This is a genomic window from Staphylococcus caeli (assembly GCF_051413795.1).
GTDB classification, from domain to species: domain Bacteria; phylum Bacillota; class Bacilli; order Staphylococcales; family Staphylococcaceae; genus Staphylococcus; species Staphylococcus caeli_A.
Genome location: NZ_JBOIRQ010000040.1, coordinates 1 through 5,263, shown reverse-complemented (window position 1 = coordinate 5,263; position 5,263 = coordinate 1). Strand labels below are relative to the sequence as shown.

Below are 5,263 nucleotides of genomic sequence, written 5' to 3'. Positions count from 1 at the left end.
TTATCTCTAACACTTGTTTTGAACCAACAATTTAATGTTGCGTTCGGAATTAACGTTGACATATTGCAATTCAGTTTTCAATGTTCATTAATCTGTTACAAGAATTTATTATAACATTAAGTTTTTGTTAAGTCAATAATAAATTTTCTTGTTCTTTATTAAGATTGTTGCGTTTTTTAACTCAACGATTAACATTGTATAACCTTCAAATAACTTTAACAAGTGTCAAATTTACACTTTTGTTATTTCATATTATACGTTGCTCTTTTTTTGCATGTCGTGTTTTGACGACTTTTATATAATATCAAGATTATTCAAGCCCGTCAATAATAATCAACAATCTTTTAAGTTAAATTTTACTTCACATATTACTAATTATTATTTATATGTACTAAACGTATATTTTGTGTAAACACGCGTGCATTACTTACATTGTTCTATAACCTAATTTAATCCATAGAACATGCTTTAATCGCCCATACTTTATAAATATCATTTACTCCGAAACTTTCAATATGTGAACTAGTCTAAATAATAAAAAAGACTTGCCTACAGACAAGTCTTTCTTAATATACTGTGCATTCACATCGATTATTACTTTTTATCTTGGCAATCTTTGCATAAACCATAAATTTCCATACGGTGATGCGTTACATTAAAATTTGTTACGTGTTGAGCTAATTGTTCAACCTCGTCAAGTTGTGGATAATGAAAATCAACTATCTTACCGCAATCTTCACAAATAACATGGTAATGATTCTGCGTATTAAAGTCGAAACGACTTGAAGCATCTCCATATGGTAATTCTTTAACTATCCCAACATCTTTAAATACACGTAAATTATTATATATAGTTGCAACACTTATATTTGGAAAATTAGGTGAAAGTGCTTGATAAATTTCATCAGCTGTAGGATGTGTGTGCGAAGCAATCATAAATTTTAAAATTGCTTGTCTTTGTGGTGTAATTCGTATGCCATTGTTTCTTAATGAAGCTATCGAATCTTCTAATTGATGTTCTACGCTTTCCATCTCTGCACTCATTTTCCTCACCATCTTTCTATTTAATAATAATTATTACTTAATATTAATATAACTGTTTCCGTGAGAAAATGTCAATGTTAATCACACAATACTCATCAATAGCCGCTATCAGGATCAACTTCATTCTCAATTAGATTACCTTTATTGAGAATGCTATCCAAATTCTTTTTGAAAATTTCAGTTACTTCCATTTTATTTTCACTTCCATTACCAGTGATGTGAGCAGTTATCGTAACGTTATCTAAGTGATATAGCTCATTATCTGGCGCAAGTGGTTCATTTTCAAAAACATCTAAACAGGCATGTCTGATTTGATTTTGTTTTAACGCATCTATCAATATACTTTCCTTTACAATAGTTCCTCTTCCAACATTGATGAATAATACACTTTCTTTCATCACTTCAAATTCACGACTCTCAAGTAAATGTATCGTTTCTTCTGTTTCAGGTAGTGTATTGACCACTATATCTGCTGTAGGTAATACATCATCCAACTCTTTCATTGCATATGTAGAAGTAAAATCTGGCGCAACATGACCGGTAGTATTTATACCAATTACTTCCATGCCCATAACGTTTGCAATTTTTGCAGTATAACTAGCAATTTTACCAGTACCTAAAAACAATATTGTTTTTCCGCTTACACGTGTACCAGTCAATGTTGAATCATAAAACTTATTTTTTTGATTTATATAAGAAGTCTTCATATTTTTATAGTCATTCAAAATGTATGCAAATATAAATTCTGACATTTGTTTCGCGTGAACACCTTTGCCGTTGGTAAGTTTAATATTGTTATTTTTGATATATTGTAATGGTAAATTATTAACACCAGTTGCATACCAAGCAATCCATTTGAGCTGTGGACAATCACTTAAAAAGCTTTCATCTAATTCACCATCATACCCAAACAATATATGCATAATTTGTTTATCTTCATCTGAAATATCTGATATTCCTTCTGTGAAAATAAATTCTACATTAGGAAAAGCTTCAATTAATTGTTTTTCCAATTCACCCATTCTCATTAAACTAACTGCTTTCATAATCGGTCACCCCAAAATTTCCTTAAGTTGTTCTATCTGAGTTTTCACTTTAACCTTTTCAATTACATCTATAACTTTACCAGTTTCGTCTAGCACAAAAGTTGTTCTCACTATACCCATTGATTCTTTACCAAATGATTTTTTTAATTGATAAACTCCGACTTCCTCAGAAAGTTTGTAATCTTGATCTACAAGTAAATCAAAATTCAAGTCTAATTTCTTACTAAAGTTTTGATGTTTCTTTTTACTGTCACCACTTATTCCATACACATTTACATTTAATGAATTAAACAGTTCTATATTATCTCTAAAATCACATGCCTCAGTTGTACAAGTAGGCGTGTTATCTCTAGGATAAAAATAGAGAATTGCTTTTTCACCTTTTATTGATTCATTAGTTATTACTTCTCCACTTTGGTTTTCTAATTCAAAAGTTAGAAATTGATCTCCTTTTTTCAACATTTTACCCACCCTATTTCTTTTTATTATTAATTTTATGATACGATAATAGACGAAAATATTAAATAAAAAGAGGTTGATAACGATGAAATTTACTGAAAGTGAAAAACTTCAGAAATTATCTGATGAATATATTCTAGGCGGTGTTAATTCGCCTTCTCGTTCTTACAAGGCAGTCGGTGGTGGTGCACCAGTGATGATGCGTTCTGGTCAAGGTGCATATTTATTTGATGTAGATGGTAATAAATATATTGACTATTTACAAGCATACGGCCCTATTATCACTGGTCATGCGCACCCTCACATTACAAAAGCCATTCAAGAGCAAGCCGCTCAAGGTATACTGTATGGAACACCTACTGAACTAGAGATTGAATTTGCTAAAAAATTACGTGATGCTATTCCTTCTTTAGAAAAAATAAGATTTGTAAACTCCGGTACAGAAGCTGTAATGACAACAATACGTGTCGCACGTGCTTATACAAAGCGTAATAAAATCATTAAATTTGCTGGTCAATATCATGGTCATTCTGACTTAGTGTTAGTTGCAGCTGGTAGCGGCCCATCACAACTTGGATCTCCTGATTCTGCAGGCGTCCCGCTTAGCGTTGCTCAAGAAGTGATCACTGTACCTTATAATGATATAGATGCTTATAAAGAAGCTATAAATTATTGGAGAGACGAAATTGCAGCTGTGCTCGTAGAACCAATCGTTGGGAATTTCGGTATGGTTAAACCTCAGCCTGGGTTCTTAGAGCAAGTCAATGAATTAACACATAATAATGGAAGTTTAGTTATTTATGATGAAGTTATCACAGCATTCCGTTTCCATTACGGTGGTGCTCAAGATTTATATCAAGTGTATCCAGACTTAACTGCCTTCGGAAAAATTATTGGCGGTGGCTTACCTATTGGAGGATACGGTGGCAAACAAGAAATCATGGAACAAGTTGCACCACTAGGCCCTGCATATCAAGCTGGTACTATGGCTGGTAACCCTCTTTCTATGAAAGGTGGTATTGCATTGTTAGAAGTATTAGAACAAGAAGGTGTCTATGAACAATTAGATGCATTGGGCCAACGTCTAGAAGAAGGTTTATTATCATTAATTAAAAAACATGATATTACTGCTACTGTTAATAGAGTATACGGTGCTTTAACCCTATACTTTACAGATGAAACAGTTGTACACTATGACCAAGCTGAAAATTCAGATGGTGAAGCATTTGCAAAATTCTTTAAACTAATGTTGAATCAAGGCATTAACTTAGCACCTTCTAAATTTGAAGCATGGTTCCTTACTACAGAACATACTGAAAATGATATCGATACTACACTTAAAGCAGTAGATTATGCCTTTAGTCAAATGAAATAAACTTGAATTTTACTTATATTAATTGTATAACAAATATAAATACAATTATTAAATATTAAGGAGCGGTACATTTGAAATTAGGAGCCCGTATTCTCAAAACAGGTATCGCCATAATACTTGCTTTGTTTATCGCTTCTCTCTTACCGAACGAAGCTGGATTGAAAGCAATCGCTGGTGTCAGTGCTGTAGTCGCGATGCAACCTAGCGTTTTCCGTTCAATCAAAACCGTTTCTGACCAAGCTATAGGTAATGTTTTTGGTGCTTTGCTTGCTGTCGGAATGGTTACGGTATTTGGAGATAACGTTGTTATTATGGGTGTGACTGTAGTACTATTAATCGCTATACTTTTCAAATTCAAATTAGCACATGTTGCTACATTGGCAAGTGTAACGGCATTAATTATTATGGGTCAGCACACAGGAGACTTTTATGTTTCTGCATTTTATAGATTTGTTTTAGTAATGATTGGTGTAATTAGTTCATCAGTTGTAAATTTATTATTCTTACCACCGAAATTCGAATCAAAAATATATTATAACTCTTTAAATATATGCTCTGATATCTTTGTATGGTTTAAATTAGTGCTTAACGATACTTCTGAATATCATCACATTAAAGAAGATAGAGGCGTGATTGGTGGACGTATTAAAAAGCTCGAGCAAACTTTTGTTTACTATGAGGAAGAACGTCCCTTTACTAAAAAACAAATTTACGCACAAAACCGTAAAAAAATTCTTTTCAAAGAAGTTGTTAGAAGTACGAGACATGCATATGAAGTTTTAAAAAAAATGAATAGATATCAAAATGATTTGCATAGTTTAAATCATGAATTACTATTACAAATAAAACTAGAAATCGACACACTAATTGCCTATCACGAACAAATATTTATTAGTCTATCCAAAAAAGCAAAATATGATGTTGGACAATTTGATAGTCAAATCGAAAATCCTCAAAAGAAAAATTTGATGGATGCATTCCAAAAAGAAATTATAAAAAACCCATATCAAACCGTTTATTCCTACGCCAATATGATGCAAATTATTGCTGCTATAGAAGAATACCGTTACACGCTTGAACACTTAGATAGATTACGCATCAGTTTCTTCTCGTATCATAATAACGATAATGAAATCGACATTTTGAATGAAGATTTCGACTTATAATTCAAAAACCACCACCCTGTGTTACAGCAACACGAGGTGGTGGTTTTATTTTTAATGACTGAATTAAATTCTATTGAAAAATATGGCTGTACACTTTTAACGGTTGGTGAGTAAAATCATCAATCGTTATTTTTATGTTTGAATACAAAAAAGCACAAATATCTCTATAATTA

5 protein-coding genes are annotated in these 5,263 nt (G+C 32.0%); 2 read left to right on the top strand and 3 right to left on the bottom strand.

Annotation, left to right across the window (positions count from 1 at the left end):
- Positions 1-594 precede the first annotated feature (594 nt).
- The 3 genes from perR to ACSULM_RS12290 all read right to left on the bottom strand — a co-directional run bounded on the left by perR (position 595) and on the right by ACSULM_RS12290 (position 2,552).
- Positions 595-1,044: a peroxide-responsive transcriptional repressor PerR gene (perR, locus tag ACSULM_RS12300; RefSeq protein ID WP_436863107.1), complete on the bottom strand. Its 450-nt coding sequence runs from the start codon at positions 1,042-1,044 to the stop codon at positions 595-597.
- Between the two features lie 95 nt (positions 1,045-1,139).
- A complete protein-coding gene (locus ACSULM_RS12295; RefSeq protein WP_436863106.1) occupies positions 1,140-2,090 on the bottom strand; it encodes a phosphoglycerate dehydrogenase in 951 nt (316 codons plus the stop codon).
- A 6-nt stretch (positions 2,091-2,096) separates the two neighbouring features.
- On the bottom strand, positions 2,097-2,552 hold the full coding sequence (locus ACSULM_RS12290; RefSeq protein WP_436863104.1) for a peroxiredoxin: 456 nt from the start codon (positions 2,550-2,552) through the stop codon (positions 2,097-2,099).
- 82 nt (positions 2,553-2,634) lie between these two features.
- Here ACSULM_RS12290 and ACSULM_RS12285 point away from each other — a divergent pair, with 82 nt between their 5' ends.
- Both ACSULM_RS12285 and ACSULM_RS12280 read left to right on the top strand, forming a co-directional pair.
- A complete protein-coding gene (locus tag ACSULM_RS12285; RefSeq protein WP_436863102.1) occupies positions 2,635-3,924 on the top strand; it encodes a glutamate-1-semialdehyde 2,1-aminomutase in 1,290 nt (429 codons plus the stop codon).
- Positions 3,925-3,995: 71 nt separating this feature from the next.
- The gene (locus ACSULM_RS12280) at positions 3,996-5,090 is read left to right on the top strand and encodes an FUSC family protein (protein WP_069996133.1); all 1,095 of its coding nucleotides are present in this window, start codon (positions 3,996-3,998) and stop codon (positions 5,088-5,090) included.
- The last annotated feature ends 173 nt before the right edge of the window (positions 5,091-5,263 follow it).

Excerpts from the sequence above, each read along its gene's own strand:
- ACSULM_RS12295 (WP_436863106.1), bottom strand. The coding sequence starts at position 2,090 with ATGAAAGCAGTTAGTTTAATGAGAATGGGTGAATTGGAAAAACAATTA.
- perR (WP_436863107.1), bottom strand. The coding sequence starts at position 1,044 with ATGAGTGCAGAGATGGAAAGCGTAGAACATCAATTAGAAGATTCGATA.
- ACSULM_RS12290 (WP_436863104.1), bottom strand. The coding sequence starts at position 2,552 with ATGTTGAAAAAAGGAGATCAATTTCTAACTTTTGAATTAGAAAACCAA.
- ACSULM_RS12285 (WP_436863102.1), top strand. The coding sequence starts at position 2,635 with ATGAAATTTACTGAAAGTGAAAAACTTCAGAAATTATCTGATGAATAT.